Below are 19,681 nucleotides of genomic sequence, written 5' to 3'. Positions count from 1 at the left end.
ATCTAGGACACACCTCTAATGAGATATGCCCGAGATTCTAGTTATTTCAAGTCTAAATGACCAATTTCATTTAATTTTGTTAGCGAAAATTCGCCGTTTTGGTATTCTACGATGCTAATGCTTGTATTCAAGATTTTTGGTGCTTCTTTGCGGTGATTTTCAATGGTTCCACCTTGTAGCAAATATAATAATAGCGTTAGCGACATTCCGTGAGAAACGACTAATATGTTCCCGCTTGGATTTTCAGCGATGATTTTGTCAACGCCTTGAAGTAGTCGTTCTGCAAGCTCATAGTAAGTCTCGCCGCCATTTACTTCTGCTTTGTAGGTTTCTGGGCTATGAAGGATTTTCGCACGTTCTTCCGGGTGTTTTTCGTCAATTTCCATGACCGTAACGCCTTCCCACGTTCCAAAACCCATTTCTTTTAGTTCTTCAAGCGGTTGAATTTCGATTTCGCGGTCGCCGAGAATGTAAGCCGCAGTATCTTGTGTGCGTTTACTTGTGCTCGTATAAACGGCATCAATTTGTGTATCTTTCAAGACTTCGCCGACTGCTTTTGCGCCGTCAATTCCTTCTGCAACTAGTGGAGAATCGCCCCAACCTTGCATTTGTCCAGTCATGTTCCACTCTGTTTTACCATGTCTTACAAAATAAATCGTACGTAAACCTTCTGCCAAAATTCTGCCTCCTAATTACACATTCTTCTAAAATTGTATCATGAATAGGCATATTTTCAAGGTTTTCTTATTTATTTGTCAGTATCAAGTGGTTTTAAATGCGCTAAAATATCTTCGCGACGCTCTTCCAAATGTGGCGGCAAATCAACATACGTGCCATGCTCTTTCGTGAAATCGGTTTGGAATCCTGGTTCGTCAGTTGCGAGTTCAATTAGGATGCCATTGCTTTCGCGGAAATAAAGGGAATGAAAATAGAACCGATCCACGTAGCCGGAATTTTTATAGCCAAGGTCTTGTATCATCTCTGTCCAGCCAATCAAATCACCATCTGTTGGTACGCGGAACGCCACATGGTGAATGCCGCCTGCGCCAAGGTTGCCTTGCTCTAAATCAGGTCGCGACTCCACGTGAACTTCGCCGCCAAGCCCGACATCGCCAGTTTTAAAAACAGTTAATAGTTTATCATCTTCTTCATATGCGCCAATTCGTTCAAAGCCTAAAACTTTTGTTAATAGGCGATCGGTTTTCTCTTTTTTGAAAACGGAGAAACGCACTGGGCCAAGTCCGCGAATCGCGTATTCTGCTGGAACTGGGCTATCCTCCCAAGGGGAAACCGAGGTTGTTTGCGTGCTTGTTTCATCGGAAATAAGGTTGACCGGCAAGCCATCGGTGTCTTTTAAGCGAATAATTTTGCGCCCGAATTGGTCGATTGGTTTGCTATGGAAAATGCGATGCTCATCGAGTCTTTTATCCCAATAACGCAAAGCTTCATCGTTTGGCACGCGTAAACTAAGCTGCGAAATCGCATTGCGTGATGGATGATTTTTAGCCATGTTTGGTACTTCAAAGAAAGTTAGCGCTGTCCCCGGCGAGCCAATTTCGTCGCCGTAATATAAGTGATACGTATATGGATCGTCTTGGTTAACCGATTTTTTCACTAATCGTAATCCCATTATTTTTGTATAAAAGTCAAAGTTTGCTCGTGCATTCGCTGTAAAAATAGATACGTGATGAATTCCCGTTAATTTCATAAATAATCACTCTCCTAATTTTTTTAATAGCTTGAGTAGTTCTTTTTGCTCGTCTCTTGTTAATTTATCAAATTGCTCTTGCTGGAATGCTTCTTGCTTTGGCACGTTTTCGCGGTAACACGCCTGGCCTTTTTCTGTGAGGGCAATATGTTTTTCGCGCCCCGCCTTCGTCCGTGTAATATAACCTAATTGCTCTAATTTTGCGAGGAGTTGGGTAACATTTCCCTTCGTTACAACTAATTTTTCGGCAAGTTGTTGCTGCGTAATCTCGTTGTCTAAACCAATCTGGGCAATGCAATCAAACTGCGCCGTTGAAATCCCTACAGCTCGCAAGTTTTGATTGGTCAGCTTCATATTTCGATTATAAAAACGACTAAACCGAAACCAAAGCAAAACCCCTAGCCGTTCTTCTTTTCTCACCATGCTCTTCCCCTCCTCTTAATATTATTAGTTTAGTACTAAACTAAATTAAATGCAAGAAAAAAGTCTAGCATCTGTTTACAAACAAATACTAGACTTTTAGTTAATTGCGGATTTTATGAAGCGAAACAATCCCTGTACCAAAAAGAAGTATTCCCATGATAATAGCTAGGTCGCTTCGGCTATCACCTGTTTTTGGTAATAAAATATTGACATTATTCGTGGCCTGAGCCTGTCCCTCAGCATTTTTGGTAGTATCACCTGGCGTCTCTTTGTCAGGATCATCAGGCGGATTTTCCGAGTGCTCATTCAAGCTAAATTGAGCATATAACGTAAGATCGTTGGCCGGCATTTTGTCAGTAGCAAAATCCCATTCAGTTCCACCAGTTTTTGCGTCATACCATCCTGTAAATGTGTAGCCGTCTTTTTCCGGCGCTGTCGGTTCGGTTAATAACGTGTATGCGCCTACCGTCTCTTTCGTTGTTACTCCATCGACATCAAAAATCACAGTATACATCTCTAAAGGTTGTTTTACTACACCACTAAAAGTTTCTGTAGCACTACCAATCGTTACCTCTTGCGAAAAAGTATAGCTCACTTCGCTAACATAATTAGCTAGATTCCAAGTAACGTTAGGATTATCATAGGTTCCATTATCACTTATTACCAGTGGTGCAACAATTTCTTGCTTATTATTTTTCACGTTGTTAGGGATAACGATATTGCTTTGATATGGCAGTGGCTTATTAGTTATTTGTTGACCGGATAAATACATACGTGTCAAATTCGTTAAATTCGCTATCGGTGTTAAATCACTTATTTGATTATTATGCAAACCAACATAGCCTAAATTAGTCAAATTAGCAAGTGGACTTATATCGCTTATTTGATTATTTTCTATACCGATACCGTCTAAATTCGTTAAGTTTGTCAGTGCGCCTATATCACTTATTTGGTTATAACCCAAACTCAAGCTAGTTAGATTCGTTAAATTGGCAACTGGACTGATATCACTTATTTGATTATCTGTAAACCATACCATGTTTAGCTTACTTAGAGCAGACACGGCGCTTATATCACTTATTTGATTATAAGCTAAGTTTAAGTGAACTAAATTTGTTAAATTTCCTAAAGCACTTATATCCGTTATCTTATTATCGTGCAAATCTAAATATGTTAGATTCGTTAAGTTTTTCAAAACACTTGTATCAACTATATTGTTAGCGTACATTTCTAAGTCTGTTAATTTTGTTAAATCTTTTAAATCACTGATATCACTTACTTCAGCCTTACTTATATTTAATTTTGTTAAATTTGTCAAATACTGAATTCCCTCGATGGATTCTATTGGTAAGTAAGTTTCCAATTGAGTCAAAGCATCTAATTCGCTCTGGGAAACAAGGTCTGTAACACTCGCTTTTCCAAGTTTAGTCTCCATTACTAAAGCCATTTGAGGGTCAGGAAACACTTCATTAATCGGTGTCGGTTGTGCAAGACTCGCTGCTTTGGCATCAATTTCCGGACTCATACCCAGCCACAAACTAATCCCTAAAGCTATCGTTAATGTCGCGCCAACACGAACTAGTAAAGTTTTTATCTTCATTGTATTCTCCTAACTGTAAATTAATTTACATCTTTCTCGCATTCCAAATTAATATTAACACAGGGGAGCTTGCATTTTTCGTCCCAAAAAAGACTTTTTTGCGTGTTATCGTCTTTAAAAGTGTCGATTTTTTGTCATTTTAGCTTTTTTATAAGAACTCTACGGCAATTCGTTTATACACGTCTACCATCTCTAAATAATTCTCTACGGAAACATTTTCATTTACTTGATGAGGCGTCTCATTTCCAGGGCCAAAAATAATTACTGGAAATGCTTTTTTAGCTTTGGTGAATTCTGCTGCATCCGTTGTTCCAGAAATACCAAGTAATGGGATTTCTTCTTTAATAATGTCGCCAGCTACACGTTTAGCAACATTTACTAGCTCTGAATTTTTATCGCTAAATACTGGTTGTTTATCGTAGTCAAAAATTAGCTCTAGTTTCACATTATCCTGTTTATTTAGCTCATTGATAATCTTCACTAGCACTTGTTTCACAGTTTCATTACCCATTTCTGGAATCGAGCGAATATTCCCTTGCAGTTGCGCTTTTTCAGGAATACTATTTACTTGATTTCCACCATCAATCACGGTGACATTATGAATAAAATCGCCTAATATTTCGTTTGTCTCATCGACTGATTTCGCAAATTTTTCTACTTCATTATAAAATAGTAGCAAATTATCAATCGCATTCACGCCGTACTCCGGCATCGAGCTATGGGCATTTTTCCCAGTAGATTTAACGGTGTAATTAATCGATCCTTTATGTGCATATACAATCTGATGTCCGCTTGGTTCACCAATAATCAAGCCGTCTAAATCATCCGCATATCCTTTTTGCGTTAGTTGTTCTGCCCCAAGTTCACCGACTTCTTCACCAACTGTAGCTAATAATCTGATTTTACCATTCAGCATTTGTTTTTCTTCTTGAAGTTCAATCATCGCAATAACCATCGCTGCTAAACCCGATTTCATGTCAGTGGCGCCGCGTCCGTATATTTTCCCGTCATGCTCCGTCGCTTCAAAAGGCGGGAATTTCCACTTAGACTCATCGCCCGCATCCACCACATCCATATGCCCTGAAAATGCTAAAATCTTCCCATCACCAGAACCAATTTCACTAACCAAGCTGGCTCTGTCCACGTCATACTGCACCTTTTCAGATTCAATCCCGTATTCACGTAACAACTTCTGCAAATAGTTCGCAACCTGCTCTTCATGTCCATTAGTCGAATTAATATTTACCATATCTTTTAAAATTTGAAGCTTTTTTTGTCGGTCCATATTTCACGCCCTCTTTCTATGAATTCCATCCTATGTTTTCCCTTTATGCAAAAAGGCAAACTAATTCCCTCGCTTTGTTCATAATAAAAAATGGCTCAGCTCAGGGGCTAAACCATTTTTCAAAGTTTATTTTGTTTGATGTTTTTTGCGAAATACAACTAAGCCGATGCCGATAAGAAATGCTCCAACGAAAATTGGAAGCAACGTATTTTCATCTCCGGTTGTTGGAAGTGAGGTATTGTCGCCTGAAATGTTAGGATTCGATGTGCCGTTACCATTTCCAGTTGGCCCACCAGTATTTGGCTCATCATTTTTCGTAAATTGGGCGTATAACGTTATATTTTCTGCCGGCATTTTACCAGTAGCAAAATCCCATTTCGTTCCGCCAGTTTTTGCATCGTACCAACCTTTGAACGTGTAGCCTTCTTTCGTCGGTGCGGTTGGTTCATTTAGTAATGCCTGATACGTTACTTTTTCAGTGGTAGTTTTTCCATCGATATTAAACGTGGTGGTGTAGCTATTGATAGTGAACTGGGCATACAATGTAATATCCTCAGCTGGCATTTTATCTGTCGCAAAATCCCATTTAGTCCCGCCAGTTTTTGCATCATACCAGCCAGTGAACGTATAACCTTCTTTTGTCGGTGCGGTTGGTTCTTTAATTAATTCATTGGCGCCAACTATTACGCTCGTTTGCTTGCCGTCAACATCAAAAACGGCCGTGAATGCTTCTGTTAATGGTTGGGTAACTGCGCCGCTGAAAGGAACGGTTACATTTTTGAAAGTGACTGGTTGATTAAATGTATAGCTGACATTATTAATAAAACTATCCAAGTTCCATGTTAAATTCGGACTTGCATAAGTTCCATTATTACTTATAGTAGCTGGTGCAATAGGCGCGCCAGAAGGACCTTTTACCGCATTAGGTACGACTAGATTATTTTGATAAAGTACGGGCGCGCTTGTTATTGTTTGATTCGTTAAAGTGATGTTAAATAAGTTTGGGATATTCGCAAGCGGGCTGACATCACTTATCTGGTTGTCTTTCAAATGAGCTTCTATTAAGTTAGGTAAACTAGCGAGAGGTGAAATATCACTTATTTTGTTGTCCCCCGCATTTAAGGTTGTTAGTTTGGATAAGTTCGCAAGCGGCGTTAAGTCACTCACTTGGGTGTATCCGAACGATAAATATTGTAAATTCGATAAGCCAGCGAGTGGGCTTATATCCGTTATTTGGTTAAGATCCAGATATAGCACTTGTAAATTGGTTAGATCAGCAAGTGGAGTTACATCTGTAATTTGTGTAGAAATAAGGTCCAGCGTTTTTATACTTTTTAATCCAGCAATCAAGCTCACATCTTTTAGCGGATTTCCAGATAATTCGAGCTCAGTGATATTGGTTAAATTTTCAATTGGGCTTAAATCTGTTATTTGATTATCTTTTAGTTCTAATTCTGACAAATTATTTAAGTATTGCATACCTTCTATTGTCGTTACTCCCGCAGTCACTGCTGATAGACGAGTGATTCCATCTAAATCACTTTGCGAAACAGCATCCGTCACATTAGATTTCCCAACAAGTGTTTTTACATCATTGGCAATAACAGGATCTGGGAAAATTTCATTGATTGGTGTTGGCTGTGTAATGCTTTCCGCTTGTACCTCCGCACCTTGACTTGTAGTTATATAGAGGCTAATTCCTAGAATAGCTGCTACCATTAAAACAATTTTGAATATCGCATTCGATTGTTTTTCCATAATCCCTCTCCTTAAAATTTAATTAAGCGCTATTTTAGAACCTTTTAACTAGTAGATACCCTGTTTTTAGTCTATTTAACAAAAAAATTTGGCTCCTATAAAAAATAGAAACCAAATCTACTTCGTTTAAAGGTTACTTGTGTTTTTTCGTAAAAATACTAATGCGCTTCCGAGGAATAATGTCCCTATCAAAACAGGAATCATGCTCGAATTATCGCTTGTTTTTGGAAGTTTAGCATTTTCACTATGACTAGCTGCAATTGTTGTGCTGGCTTTGTCATTTTTATCATCTTTTCCGGGTGTGATTATAATCGAATCTGAGCTAGCATTCTTAGTAAATCTAGCATATAAAGTCATATTCTCGGCTGGCATTTTACCAGTTGAAAAATCCCATTCATTTCCACCAGTTTTTGCGTCATACCATCCTGTAAATGTGTAACCTTCTTTGGTTGGAGTAGCTGGGGCTTGAAGCAAGGCTTGGTAGTTCACTTGTTGGCTAGTTACTTTTCCATCTACATCAAAATTTGCTGTGTAGCTGTTTATCGTGAAGTGCGCATATAAGGTCATATCCTCACTTGGCATTTTATCTACTGCGAAATCCCATTCATTCCCGCCAGTTTTCGCATCATACCAGCCATCAAAAGTATATCCTTGTTCTGCCGGCGCGGTCGGTTCCGCAATTAATGAATTAACCGCTACCTTTTCCGTTGTTGTCACTCCATTAATATCAAAAGTAGCGACATACGCATCCGTAATCGGTTGAACTACTGTCCCCGCAAAAGTAACCTTTCCTTTATCACCAAGAGTAACCTGTTGATTAAAATCATAACTCACTTCGCTTGTATAACTAGCTAAATTCCAAGTAATATTCGGGCTAGCGAATGTACCATTATTACTAATCGTCGTTGGCGGTACTACTTCTCCAAATACATTTTTCAAAATATCAGGTGCAACTAAATTAGATTGATATAGAACTGGGTCTGCGGTTATTTGTTGTTTATCTATCTTCAATGTTGTTAGTTCCATCATATTACTTAATGAACTTGCATCACTTATTTGATTTTCTCGTAAATCTAAATAATTTAAATTCGTTAGCTTAGCAAGTGGGGTTACATCTTTTATTTGATTGATAGATAATTGTAAAAATGTAAGCTGAGTCAAGCCTGAAAGTGGCGTTAAATCAATAATTTCATTATTCCCTAAATATAAAGAGTCTAAGTTAGTAAGGTGAGCAATCGGCGTAATATTAGTAATTTGATTGGATGATAAACCTGACATGTTCAGCTGAGTTAAATATTGTATGCCTTCTATTGAACTTATTCCTTTACCGTCTGCATCAAGCCTAGTTATCTGATTCAGATCCGCTTGCGTAACAACATCATCCGCACTGGCTTTTCCAAGCTCCGTCTTCACCACTTCCGCTAATGCCGAATCCGTGAAGATTTTGTTAATCGGCGTCGGCTCGGCAATACTCTCTGCCTGAACTTCCACCCCCTGACTCATATTAACCCATAAACTAATACCCAAGATAGCTGTTACTACAAATAAAATGCGTAGTAACGAAGATTGGTTTCTTTTCATTTTATCGTCTCCTTAAAATTTACAATTCATCCTTAACTACGCCTTGAATTTTATGCTATCTGGGTTGTTTCGGCGTGTAAAATATCACTAATATTTGATGAATTATTAGAATTATAACAGAATCTGCTCTCTGTTTTTTCTCGCACAGGACCCTAATTAACTGAATATGTGACAATAAGTTGAACTTTGTTATTCGGAGGTTGAAGGATTGGTTTCTTGTGGGAATTTGTAAAAAAACGGCTAAGCAACATTATTTGCTGCTTAGCCGTTTTTCCGCCCAACGATTGAACCAATATAAAACTTGCGATAAATATATTAATAAAATGGTTAATGAAATAAATAGTAACAACATACCGTAACTACTTTTTACAATGGATAGTTGTATTAATAGACAGATTGGTAAAATTGCCAAAAAATCTAAAACCATAATTAGATAGTATCTTTTTCTTACCCCTTCCTCTAAACCGGCCATTTTATCAATAAATGGTTTGCTTCCAAAAACGAATAGTACTAAAACTGCAAGCGTAATCAAGGTAATAGCGCTTGGAATTACCTCCATTGCTATCTCCCAATATAAATGTTTTTGGAGAACTTCATCAATATAATTAGAAGTATATTGATAACTTGGCCCATGTACTTCTAAATAGCTTAACAACTCTAATGGTCGTTTGGTAGATGTTTTAATAAAAATATTACCAATCCAAGGGGAGTCCATGTTTGATACGATATTATTTAACTTCTCTACGCTATTATTATCTACTTTAACTGTTCCATATTGTTGCATTTCATCTGAAAATGACATTGCTGCTACTGGAGAATTTACTATTCCAACAATTTTATACAGAGTACCATTGATATCTATTTGCTTACCAATCACATTTTTATTGTCTGTATCAATATGATAAAACTTGTCTAATTGCTTTATTGACGGAGCAATTTCATTTTTATTATCTTTAGGCAAACGTCCTTTGATTAAGTTACTTTTAGCAACAACAAAGGCAGATTCATAATTGGGAGAACTTGAAATTATTTCTGGAAGTGCTAATACTTCCATCTTTGAAAAGTCCTCTGCTAATTCATTTAAATAATTTTGATCTACTACATATAGTTGCTCTACATACGGTTGCCCGCTTAGTTCTATCAGTTCATTCGGTGTGAGATAATTCGATTCTTGAAATTTTTCTTTAATTTCTTTTTCTGTCATTACTGCATCAAAGTAGGATGCATGTTTTTCAAACACATCAAGGAGCTCCATGCTATAATCGCTCATTGGTTTTTCTGCCGCAGGATCAAGTCTATAAATATTTTTTGCAATCGAAAAAGTAAGACATGTTGATAATAAAACAATAACAATCAACATCACTAAATGGAATTTTGATTTTAATTGTACTTTCATTCCTATGTCGCCTCTCTATGCTGTATTATAAGTTCTTTCGCCGAATTATAGCATAGCGTAGCAACTGATACAACAGTATTTTAGGAATAAAACGAATATTTTCTAATTGTTCTAAAATTTGTAAACTAGTTAAATTTTTTGATTTAAAAACAGCCCCGCCAAAGCGGGACTGCAATCTACCTATTAAACTAAATCTTCACCATTTGTTTCAATTACTTTTTTATACCAGAAGAATGAATCTTTGCGGGAGCGTTCTAATGTTCCTTTGCCCCAGTCGTCTTGGTCTACGTAGATAAAGCCGTAGCGTTTGGACATTTCGCTTGTGGAGGCACTTACTAGGTCGATAGGGCCCCAGCTTGTGTAACCAATTAAATCTACGCCATCAGCAATTGCTTCTTTCATTTGTTCGATGTGTTTGCGTAAGTAGTCAATGCGGTAATCGTCATGGATTTTGCCGTCTTCTTCTACTGTATCATAAGCACCTAAGCCATTTTCCACGATGAAAAGTGGTAATTCGTAGCGGCTGTATAGATCATTTAGTGTCCAGCGTAAGCCTTTAGGGTCAATTTGCCAACCCCAATCGGACGACTCCAAGTATTCGTTTTTCACGCCGCCCATTAAGTTCCCAGCAGAGCGGTCGCCTTCTGGGCTAGCTGTTGCGGACAGGGACATGTAGTAGCTAAATGAGATGAAATCAACTGTGTGTGCTTTCAAGATTTCGTCGTCGCCAACTTCTTTTACGATGTGAATGTCGTTTTCTTGGAAGAAGCGGTTCATGTAGCTTGGATATTCACCGCGAGCATGAACGTCTGTGAAAAATAGGTTTTGTTGGTTTTCGTATTGTGCTTTTAAGATGTCGTCTGGATTGTTAGTCGCAGGGTATGTCGCCATACGAGCTAGCATACAGCCAACTTGTGATCCTGGAATAATTTCATGCGCTAATTTTGTTGCAAGCGCACTGGCTACGAATTGATGATGTCCTGCTTGGTAAGAAAGCTCAAGCGGGTTTTTCGCGTCTTCTAAAAGTACGCCACCACCAGTGTATGCGCTAAGTGAAATAACATTGATTTCGTTAAAAGTTAACCAATATTTTACTTTGTTTTTATAACGTTTGAAAACTGTTTCCGCGTAGTTCGTGAAAAATCCGATAACGCGACGATCAGCCCAGCCGTTATATTTTAAAGTAAGGTTCAGTGGTGTTTCATAGTGAGAAAGCGTTACAAGTGGCTCAATGTCATATTTTAATAATTCATCAAACACTTTATCATAAAATTCAAGCCCTTTTTCATTTGGCTCTTTGTCATCACCGTTCGGGAAAATACGTGCCCAGTTTAGTGATAGGCGGAATGTTTTAAAGCCCATTTCGGCAAATAATGCGATGTCTTCTTTATAGTGGTGATAAAAATCAACGCCATCACGTTTAGGGAATCTTCCTTCTACTTTCCCTGCAATAATTGCTTCGATTTCTGCTTTAGATACGTCTAGTGCGTGGTCTCTCGTGCGTTCTTCTTTCGGAATGAATTTGACCATATCTGCTGTGGAAAGGCCTTTACCATCTACATCGTAAGCGCCTTCAACTTGGTTCGCAGCAGTTGCTCCACCCCATAAAAATCCTTTTGGAAATTGTTTTTTCACTTCAGTCATTTCGTTCGCCCCTTCCGGCTAATTTCTTCTACTTTTTTAGTTTACTTTGTGTAATGCATTACAGGTCAAGTAGAAACTTTATTTAATAATAAAAGGGCTTCAGGAACATCGGCTAGGTCCCAAACTGGGATAACAAATGGCGGTGCGACAAGGGGCTGGCGCTCATCTTGAAGGCAGACTTCTGGATTTTGCAGCCAAATCGCATGGATACCCGCACGATTTGCGCCAATAATATCACTTTCAAATGTATTTCCGACCATTACTGCTTCTGTTTTATCAATTTGAAGTTCGTTTAGTGTGAAATCAAAAATAGTTTTGTCTGGCTTTTCCATTTTTCCTGGTTGGAGTTCGGAATTGGAGGCGTAAATGAAGTCAAAATAATCGATGATGCCAAAATTGGTTAGAACGCGTTTAATTACTTCCGTGTCACTAGTTGCGGTATTGCTTAGAATGGCTTGTTTAAATCCAAGTTGTTTTACTTTTTCAAGCGTTTCTTTGGCATCTTTGCGCAGCACTACTTCGGGATAAGTATCGAGAGGGTGATGGTCGTATCTTGTGTTTGGTATAGTGTTTAATGTTTCGCCCATGTCCCAAATAACATGTGTAATCAAATCACTTCACTCCTTTTACATGAGTATAACAAAAAAAGCCAAGTGTACGCGAACGGCACACTTGGCTTTGTAAGATTAAATATTTGTGATTTCGTCAGTTACTTCAGCTGTTTCCTTGATAACTTCGGATTTCAGTTTGCGGTAACGACCAATACCTGTACCAGCTGGAACAAGTTTACCTAGGATAACATTTTCTTTCAGTCCTAGAAGTTCGTCACGTTTTCCTTTGATTGCAGCATCTGTCAAGACACGAGTTGTTTCTTGGAATGATGCAGCAGACAAGAAGGAATCAGTTTCAAGGGAAGCTTTTGTAATCCCTAGAAGAACTGGACGACCTGTTGCTGGTTGACTACCACTTAAGATAGCATCGCGGTTGGCTTCAGTAAACGTATGAATATCCATTAATGTACCTGGTAAAATGTTTGTATCACCAGTATCCATTACGCGGATTTTACGTAACATTTGACGAACCATTACTTCAACGTGTTTATCGCCAATTTCTACCCCTTGCATACGGTAAACTTTTTGTACTTCTGCAAGTAGATATTCTTGAACGGATAATACGTCACGAACACGAATCAAGGCTTTAGGATCCACAGAACCTTCAGTTAGAGCTTCCCCACGTTCTACGATAGTTCCTTCTTCTACACGCAAGCGAGCAGTGTAAGGAATGTTGTAAGAACGGCGGTCATCTGTACCTTGGATAGTGATTTCTTGTTGACGATCACGACCTTCTTCGATAGAAACAACTTCACCACCAACTTCAGTGATGATAGCTTGCCCTTTCGGATTACGTGCTTCAAAGATTTCTTGAATACGTGGAAGACCTTGCGTGATATCGTCTCCGGCAACCCCACCTGTATGGAAAGTACGCATAGTAAGCTGAGTTCCTGGTTCCCCGATAGATTGGGCAGCGATGATACCAACTGCTTCTCCAACTTCGACTTCTGTACCAGTTGCCAAGTTTTTACCATAACATTTTTTACATACGCCGTGTTTTGTATTACATGTGAATGCAGAACGGATAGTTACTTCTTCAATGCCAGCGTCAACGATTTGAGTGGCAATTGCTTCTGTAATTAAGTCGTTTTCACGTGCAATAACTTCTTTTGTTTCTGGGTGACGAATTGTTTTACGAGAATAACGACCTTCCAGACGTTCTTCAAGTGGTTCGATGATTTCAGTACCTTCACGGATAGCCTTAATTGTAAGACCGCGGTCAGTGCCACAATCGTCTTCACGAATGATAACATCTTGAGCCACGTCAACAAGACGACGAGTAAGGTAACCGGAATCGGCTGTTTTAAGGGCTGTATCGGTAAGACCTTTACGCGCACCATGGGTAGAAATGAAGTACTCTAAGACCGTTAAACCTTCACGGAAGTTAGATGTAATCGGCAATTCTACGATACGTCCGGATGGGTCAGCCATCAGTCCACGCATACCAGCAAGCTGTGTAAAGTTGGAGATGTTACCACGAGCTCCGGAATCTTGCATCATGAAGATTGGATTTAAGCGGTCCAAACTCAAGATCAGTTTTCCTTGGATTTCGTCTTTGGCAGCATTCCATACACCGATAACGCGTTCGTATCTTTCATCATCTGTAATCAGACCACGACGGAATGATTTAGTGATTTTTTCAACAGTATCATGTGCTTTTTCAAGAATTTCATGTTTTTCTTCAAGTGTTAAGATATCCGCAATACCTACTGTCATGCCGGCCTTAGTCGAGATTTTGAAACCAAGATCTTTCATACGGTCAAGCATTTTTGAAGTTTCGGTAATATGGAATTTCTTGAAGACTTCCGCGATAATGTTACCGAGGATTTTCTTCTTGAATGGATCAATTAGTTCTTGTGCAGCAATATGCGCGCGAACATCAGTTGTTGTATCAACGAAATATTTAGCTGGTGTTTCGATTTCTAAGTTGAATTTCGTTGGTTCATTAATATAAGGGAACGATTTTGGTAAGATTGTGTTGAAAATCAGTTTACCAACAGTCGTAATTAATAATTGGTTGCGTTGTTCGTCAGTGAAACGTTCATTTGGAATCGAACCAGCAAATACAGCAATACGAGAATGTAAGTGTACATAGCCGTTTTGATACGCAAGTTGCGCTTCATTGATATCTTTGAAGATAGTACCTTCGCCGACAGCATTTTCACGTTCTAAAGTAAGGTAGTAGTTACCTAGCACCATATCTTGGGAAGGTGTTACAACTGGTTTACCATCTTTAGGGTTCAAAATGTTTTGAGCTGCAAGCATTAAAATACGTGCTTCTGCTTGTGCTTCTGCGGATAAAGGAACGTGAACCGCCATTTGGTCACCATCAAAGTCAGCGTTGTAAGCTGTACATACAAGAGGGTGAAGACGGATTGCGCGACCTTCAACTAGCGTTGGTTCAAATGCTTGAATACCAAGTCTGTGAAGCGTAGGCGCCCGGTTAAGTAATACCGGATGTTCACGGATAACTTCTTCTAATACGTCCCAGATTTCTGGAGCCATACGTTCGATTTTACGTTTAGCACTCTTAATATTATGTGCTAAGCCGCGTCCAACTAGTTCTTTCATAACAAATGGTTTGAATAATTCAAGTGCCATTTCTTTTGGAAGACCACATTGGTACATTTTTAAGTTAGGTCCAACTACGATAACGGAACGACCAGAATAATCGACACGTTTACCTAGTAAGTTTTGACGGAAACGACCTTGTTTCCCTTTAAGCATATGAGAAAGGGATTTAAGCGGACGGTTACCTGGACCTGTTACTGGACGACCACGACGACCGTTGTCAATTAAAGCATCGACAGCTTCTTGTAGCATCCGTTTTTCATTTTGCACGATAATGTTTGGTGCACCTAAATCAAGAAGGCGTTTCAAACGGTTGTTCCGGTTGATTACCCGACGATATAAGTCATTCAAATCACTTGTTGCAAAACGGCCACCTTCAAGTTGTACCATTGGACGAATTTCTGGTGGGATAACTGGTAGCACGTCAAGTACCATCCAGCTTGGGTTGTTGCCGGAATTACGAAAAGCTTCCATAACTTCCAAACGACGAATCGCACGAGTACGACGTTGACCTTGTGCAGATTTTAGTTCTTCTTTTAAATCATTTGTTTCTTTTTCTAAGTCGATATCGGCTAAGATTTTTTTGATAGCTTCTGCGCCCATACCAGCTGAGAAACCTTTACCATATTTTTCGCGATAAACGCGGTATTCACGTTCAGATAAAAGTTGTTTCTTTTCAAGTGGAGTATCGCCTGGTTCTGTAACCACGTAAGATGCAAAGTAGATAATTTCTTCTAATGCACGTGGAGACATATCCATAACAAGACCCATACGGCTTGGAATTCCTTTGAAGTACCAGATGTGAGAAACAGGAGCTGCGAGTTCAATATGGCCCATACGTTCACGACGGACTTTTGATTTCGTTACTTCTACTCCACAACGGTCACAAACTACGCCTTTATAGCGAACACGTTTGTATTTACCACAAGAACATTCCCAGTCTTTCATTGGTCCAAAAATTCTTTCACAGAATAAGCCGTCACGTTCAGGTTTAAGCGTTCTGTAGTTGATGGTTTCAGGTTTTTTTACTTCACCGTGAGACCATGAACGAATTTTATCTGGAGATGCCAGACCGATTTTCATATACTCAAAATTATTAACATCTAACAAGTGCCCAACCTCCTAAATTAGTTTGGAGCATTCGCTTTTAGGAAGTGCTTGGGATTCCCGCACACTTCCTCGACTTTTCAGGTAAAGTCTTAGCGATCGCTTAATTTTATATTTTGCAAAAAACAAATCATTGTTTCTTATTGTTTTGGAGTCTCAATTATCGAACCGAATTACTCAGTCTTTTCAGCGGCTGCATTTTCCGGTTGTACGATATTGAAGGCATCATTTTGATTAGTAAAGTCGTCATCATCCATGTCACGCATCTCGATTTCTTCTTCGTCTGCGGAAAGCATTTTAACGTCCATTCCAAGACTTTGAAGCTCTTTGATGAGTACTTTGAAGGATTCTGGCACACCAGGTTCTGGAACGCTTTCGCCTTTAACAATCGCTTCGTAAGTTTTCACACGACCAACCACGTCATCGGATTTAATCGTTAGGATTTCTTGAAGTGTATAAGCGGCACCATATGCTTCTAGTGCCCATACTTCCATTTCACCAAAACGTTGTCCACCAAATTGTGCTTTACCACCAAGCGGTTGTTGCGTTACTAGAGAGTAAGGTCCAGTTGAACGCGCATGAAGTTTATCATCAACCATGTGGGCAAGTTTGATCATGTACATTACGCCGACAGAGATACGGTTATCGAATGCTTCACCAGAACGTCCGTCATAAAGAATTGTTTTCGCATCGCGGGCCATACCGGCTTCTTCCACTGTGCTCCAAACGTCTTCTTCATTCGCACCATCAAATACTGGTGTTGCAACGTGAATTCCTAAAGCACGAGCAGCCATACCTAAGTGTAGCTCAAGTACTTGTCCGATATTCATACGAGATGGTACCCCTAGTGGGTTAAGCATGATATCAACAGGTGTTCCGTCTGGCATAAATGGCATATCTTCTTCAGGTAAAATACGGGAGATAACCCCTTTGTTACCATGACGTCCGGCCATTTTATCGCCTTCGTGGATTTTACGTTTTTGTACAATATAAACACGTACTAATTGGTTTACACCAGGTGGTAGTTCGTCGCCTGCTTCACGTGTAAAGATCTTCACGTCAAGCACGATTCCGCCGCCGCCATGAGGTACACGTAAGGACGTATCACGAACTTCACGTGCTTTTTCACCAAAGATAGCGTGTAATAAACGTTCTTCTGCAGTTAATTCAGTAACTCCTTTTGGTGTTACTTTACCAACTAGAAGGTCGTTGTCTTTTACTTCAGCACCAACACGGATAATTCCACGTTCGTCAAGGTCACGTAAAGCGTCTTCCCCAACATTTGGAATATCACGAGTCATTTCTTCAGGTCCGAGTTTTGTATCACGAGCTTCTGATTCGAATTCTTCAATATGAATCGAAGTATAAACGTCATCTTTTACAAGACGTTCACTCATGATGATCGCATCCTCGTAGTTATAACCATCCCAAGTCATGAACGCAACTAGTACGTTACGACCAAGTGCAAGTTCACCGGAATCCATAGATGGACCGTTACCAAGGATTTCTCCTTTAACAACGCGGTCTCCTTCTGCTACGTTTGGACGTTGGTTATAACAAGTACCTTGGTTAGAACGAACAAATTTACGTAAAGTATATTTATCAATTCCGCCAGTTACTTCTTTGCCATCCACTAGAGATACACGACGAACCCAGATTTCGCGAGCTTCAACGTGTTCTACAATACCGTCATGTTTGGCAGTTACAGCAGCACCAGAGTCTTTTGCAGATACGTGTTCCATACCTGTTCCAACAAATGGAGCTTCAGGGTGCATAAGAGGAACTGCTTGACGTTGCATGTTCGCTCCCATTAGCGCACGGTTACTATCATCGTTTTCAAGGAACGGAATACATGCTGTCGCAACAGATACAACCTGTTTAGGCGATACATCCATGTAGTCAATACGTTCTTTTTCTACCGCTAAGTTTTCTGAACGGAAACGAGCCATAACTTCTTCTTCTGTGAAAGTACCTTGTTCGTCTAATTTCGAGTTCGCTTGCGCTACTACGTAATTATCCTCTTCATCCGCAGTTAGATAATCAATCTTATCTGTAACACGGTTTGTTTCAGGATCTACGCGGCGGTAAGGTGTTTCGATAAAGCCGAATTTATTTACTTTTGCGAAAGAAGAAAGGGAGTTGATCAAACCAATGTTTGGTCCCTCTGGCGTTTCAATCGGACACATACGACCATAGTGAGAGTAATGCACGTCACGTACTTCATAACCAGCACGTTCACGCGTCAAACCACCAGGTCCAAGCGCTGAAAGACGACGTTTATGCGTAAGTTCGCCAAGTGGATTTGTTTGATCCATGAACTGAGATAACTGCGAGCTACCAAAGAATTCTTTGATAGATGCAACTACTGGGCGAATATTAATCAATTGTTGTGGTGTAATTGTAGTCATATCTTGAATAGACATACGCTCACGAACCACACGTTCCATACGAGATAAACCGATACGGAATTGGTTTTGTAAAAGTTCACCAACAGAACGAAGACGACGATTACCTAGGTGATCGATGTCATCTGTATCGCCAACACCATGTAGCAAGTTAAAGAAGTAGCTAATGGATGAAATAATATCAGAAGGCGTGATGTGTTTTACGTTTTCTTCAATATACGCGTTACCAATGATGTTGATTTCTTTTTCGTCATCATTTGGTGCGTAGATTTTAATAGATTGAACGAGTACGCTATCTTCCATAACTCCATCAGTTGGACGAAGTGTGCGGAAACCTACACCGTTTTCTAAGTTAGGAATGATTTGATCTAAATTACGACGATCCAAAATGTCACCTTTAGAAGCGATAATTTCACCAGTTTCTGGATCCACTAAAGTTTCTGCTAATGTTTGGTTGAATAGACGGTTTTTCAGATGTAATTTTTTGTTGATTTTATAACGTCCAACGCTTGCAAGATCATAGCGTTTTGGATCAAAGAAACGAGAAACTAGTAAGCTTCTAGCGTTATCAACTGTTGGGGGTTCACCCGGACGTAATCTTTCGTAAATTTCTAAAAGTGCTTTTTCAGCATTGTCAGTGTTGTCTTTTTCAAGCGTGTTGCGCAAGTAGTCATTGTCACCGATTAAGTCAATAATTTCTTGATCGGAACCAAAGCCTAGTGCACGAAGTAAAACAGTTACTGGTAATTTACGTGTACGGTCAATACGAACGTGTACAACGTCTTTAGCATCTGTTTCATACTCAAGCCAAGCCCCACGGTTAGGGATAACAGTAGAACCAAAGCCTTTTTTACCATTTTTGTCTAGTTTTCCATTGAAGTAAACACCTGGAGAACGAACTAATTGGGAAACGATAACACGTTCTGCCCCATTAATAATGAACGTACCCATTTCAGTCATTAGTGGGAAATCACCCATAAATACTTCTTGGTCTTTTACTTCGCCGGTTTCTTTGTTGATTAGGCGCAACTTCACGCGTAGTGGAGCCGCATAGTTTGCATCACGGTTCTTAGATTCTTCTACCGAATATTTCGGCTCTCCAAGATCGTAATCAATGAATTCTAAAGATAAATTACCCGCAAAATCCTCAATTGGCGAAATATCGCGGAACATCTCACGTAGCCCTTCATCTAAGAACCATTGGTAAGAAGCTGTTTGAATCTCAATTAAGTTTGGTAATTCAAGTACTTCACTGATTCGCGCAAAACTTCTACGCGTACGATGCCGTCCATATTTTACATCATGTCCTGAATGTCCTGACAAACTATTCACCCCTCAAATTAATTAAAAAATTTATAAGCACACCGACTTCACTTTTAGGCACAAAAACAGTGGAACCCCCCGCACCCGATGTTTAAGTTAAATCGTTCAAAAGCAAGTACTTCCATACTCCTTCATCAGCCTTAAACATCGTTCATCAAAAGTTTCCTGCTACCTCGTGTACATCTGATTCGCATAGTCGCAATCAGATAAAACCTAGTTGGAAATCAAGTGGAACTTCAAAAAGAAAAAATTGCTGCTTTAGACAAAAA

General features: G+C 39.4%; 12 protein-coding genes. All 12 read right to left on the bottom strand.

What is annotated here, in order from left to right:
- Positions 1-41: 41 nt before the first annotated feature.
- A complete protein-coding gene (locus tag HCJ30_RS00205; protein ID WP_185390496.1) occupies positions 42-677 on the bottom strand; it encodes a histidine phosphatase family protein in 636 nt (211 codons plus the stop codon).
- 71 nt (positions 678-748) lie between these two features.
- The gene (locus HCJ30_RS00200) at positions 749-1,708 is read right to left on the bottom strand and encodes a ring-cleaving dioxygenase (protein WP_185390495.1); all 960 of its coding nucleotides are present in this window, start codon (positions 1,706-1,708) and stop codon (positions 749-751) included.
- A gap of 6 nt (positions 1,709-1,714) precedes the next feature.
- On the bottom strand, positions 1,715-2,131 hold the full coding sequence (locus HCJ30_RS00195; RefSeq protein WP_185390494.1) for a MarR family winged helix-turn-helix transcriptional regulator: 417 nt from the start codon (positions 2,129-2,131) through the stop codon (positions 1,715-1,717).
- Positions 2,132-2,231: 100 nt separating this feature from the next.
- On the bottom strand, positions 2,232-3,731 hold the full coding sequence (locus tag HCJ30_RS00190) for a leucine-rich repeat domain-containing protein (RefSeq protein ID WP_185390493.1): 1,500 nt from the start codon (positions 3,729-3,731) through the stop codon (positions 2,232-2,234).
- A 148-nt stretch (positions 3,732-3,879) separates the two neighbouring features.
- Positions 3,880-5,016 carry an ArgE/DapE family deacylase gene (locus tag HCJ30_RS00185; RefSeq protein WP_185390492.1) on the bottom strand — a complete coding sequence of 379 codons (1,137 nt, stop codon included), beginning with the start codon at positions 5,014-5,016 and terminating at the stop codon, positions 3,880-3,882.
- Positions 5,017-5,142: 126 nt separating this feature from the next.
- Positions 5,143-6,774, bottom strand: a complete 1,632-nt coding sequence (locus tag HCJ30_RS00180) for an InlB B-repeat-containing protein (RefSeq protein ID WP_185390491.1) — start codon at positions 6,772-6,774, stop codon at positions 5,143-5,145.
- A 126-nt stretch (positions 6,775-6,900) separates the two neighbouring features.
- Positions 6,901-8,355: an InlB B-repeat-containing protein gene (locus HCJ30_RS00175; RefSeq protein ID WP_185390490.1), complete on the bottom strand. Its 1,455-nt coding sequence runs from the start codon at positions 8,353-8,355 to the stop codon at positions 6,901-6,903.
- A 250-nt stretch (positions 8,356-8,605) separates the two neighbouring features.
- Positions 8,606-9,751: a hypothetical protein gene (locus HCJ30_RS00170; protein ID WP_185390489.1), complete on the bottom strand. Its 1,146-nt coding sequence runs from the start codon at positions 9,749-9,751 to the stop codon at positions 8,606-8,608.
- Positions 9,752-9,934: 183 nt separating this feature from the next.
- Positions 9,935-11,395: a glycoside hydrolase family 1 protein gene (locus HCJ30_RS00165; RefSeq protein ID WP_185390488.1), complete on the bottom strand. Its 1,461-nt coding sequence runs from the start codon at positions 11,393-11,395 to the stop codon at positions 9,935-9,937.
- Between the two features lie 65 nt (positions 11,396-11,460).
- Positions 11,461-12,006: an HAD family hydrolase gene (locus tag HCJ30_RS00160; RefSeq protein ID WP_185390487.1), complete on the bottom strand. Its 546-nt coding sequence runs from the start codon at positions 12,004-12,006 to the stop codon at positions 11,461-11,463.
- Between the two features lie 75 nt (positions 12,007-12,081).
- Complete coding sequence (gene rpoC, locus HCJ30_RS00155) at positions 12,082-15,687, bottom strand: DNA-directed RNA polymerase subunit beta' (RefSeq protein WP_003728070.1); 3,606 nt, start codon at positions 15,685-15,687, stop codon at positions 12,082-12,084.
- A 170-nt stretch (positions 15,688-15,857) separates the two neighbouring features.
- The gene (gene rpoB / locus HCJ30_RS00150) at positions 15,858-19,412 is read right to left on the bottom strand and encodes a DNA-directed RNA polymerase subunit beta (protein ID WP_003729181.1); all 3,555 of its coding nucleotides are present in this window, start codon (positions 19,410-19,412) and stop codon (positions 15,858-15,860) included.
- Positions 19,413-19,681 lie beyond the last annotated feature (269 nt).

The organism is Listeria cossartiae subsp. cossartiae, from assembly GCF_014224155.1.
In the GTDB taxonomy this organism is placed as follows: domain Bacteria; phylum Bacillota; class Bacilli; order Lactobacillales; family Listeriaceae; genus Listeria; species Listeria cossartiae.
This window is presented reverse-complemented; position numbering and strand designations above follow the sequence as displayed.